Source organism: Mitsuaria sp. TWR114 (genome assembly GCF_007997345.1).
Window position 1 is genome coordinate 1 of the sequence record NZ_VOSR01000666.1, and the last position, 1,255, is coordinate 1,255.

Annotated in this window: 2 protein-coding genes; both read left to right on the forward strand. The window is 71.2% G+C overall.

The window, feature by feature from the left end; all coding sequences use genetic code 11:
• Positions 1-385: LysR substrate-binding domain-containing protein (locus FUT87_RS21915; protein ID WP_310735293.1), on the forward strand; the 385-nt coding region annotated here is incomplete at its 5' end.
• 69 nt (positions 386-454) lie between these two features.
• On the forward strand, positions 455-1,255 hold an 801-nt coding region (locus FUT87_RS21920; RefSeq protein ID WP_147242387.1), incomplete at its 3' end, for an amidohydrolase family protein.

Consider the following 1,255-nt stretch of genomic DNA (forward strand, 5'->3'; position numbering starts at 1 on the left):
GGCCGCGCGCATGGCGCCGCGGGCCTGGACCCAGGAGCGCTACCTCGACTGCCAGCACCTGGCGCCGATGCCGCTGAGCCGCGGCCAGCCGGGCGTGATCGAGCAGCACCTGGCCTCGCTGGGCCTGGAGCGCCGCATTGCGGTGCGCTGCGCCCATTTCGGGCAGTTGCCGCAGATGGTGGCGCGCAGCTTGCTGGTGCTGACGACCGGCCGGCTGTTCTGCCACCGCTACCTGGATCACTTGCCGGTCACCGTGCTGCGATGCCCGGTGGCCTTCCCGCCGATGACCTATTACCAGCTGTGGCACGACGTCAGCCACAACAGCGCGCCGCTGCGCTGGCTGCGCGAGCAGGTGCGCGAAGTCGCGCGCGAGCTCGTGCCGTGAGCGGCGTGGCACCGCAGTCACCGACGTTCCCGCCTTTCCGTTTCCTCCTGTCCGCCTGATTCCCGACGCATGACGACCGACCGTTCCGCCACTCCGGCACGCCTGGCCCTGAAGGGCGACCTGCTGGACTTCACCGCCGCGCCGCAATGGGGCCGCGTCGACGATCCCGCCGTGCGTTTCCGGCCGGGCCACTGGCTGCTGATCGACAACGGCCGCATCGCCGGCGCGCAGGCCGAGAACCCGGGCGAGGGCTGGGTCCGCGAGGACCACAGCGGCCGGCTGATCCTGCCGGGCTTCGTCGACACCCATGTACACAGCCCGCAGCTGGACGTGATCGCGTCCTACGGCACCGAGCTGCTGGACTGGCTCAACACCTACACCTTCCCGGCCGAGCAGCGCTACATGGACCCGGAGGTCGCGCGCTTCGGCGCGGATCGCTTCCTCGATGCGCTGCTGGCGCACGGCACGACCTCGGCCGTCGTGTACCCGACGGTGCACAAGATCTCAGCCGACGCGCTGTTCGACGCGGCCGCCGAGCGCGGCATGCGCCTGATCACCGGCAAGGTGCTGATGGACCGGAACGCCCCCGAGGGCCTGCGCGACGACGTCGTCCAGGCCGAGCGCGACTGCCTGGACCTGATCGCGAAGCACCACAGGCGTGCGCGCCTGGCCTACGCGGTGACGGTGCGCTTCGCGCCGACCAGCACGCCGGAGCAGCTCGCGATGGCCGGCGCGCTGTGCCGCGCCGATGCCAGCCTCTACATGCAGACCCACGTCGCGGAGAACCGCGGCGAGGTCGAGTGGGTGGCCCAGCTTTTCCCCGAGGCGCGCAGCTACCTGGACGTCTACGACCGCGTCGGCCTGCTGCAT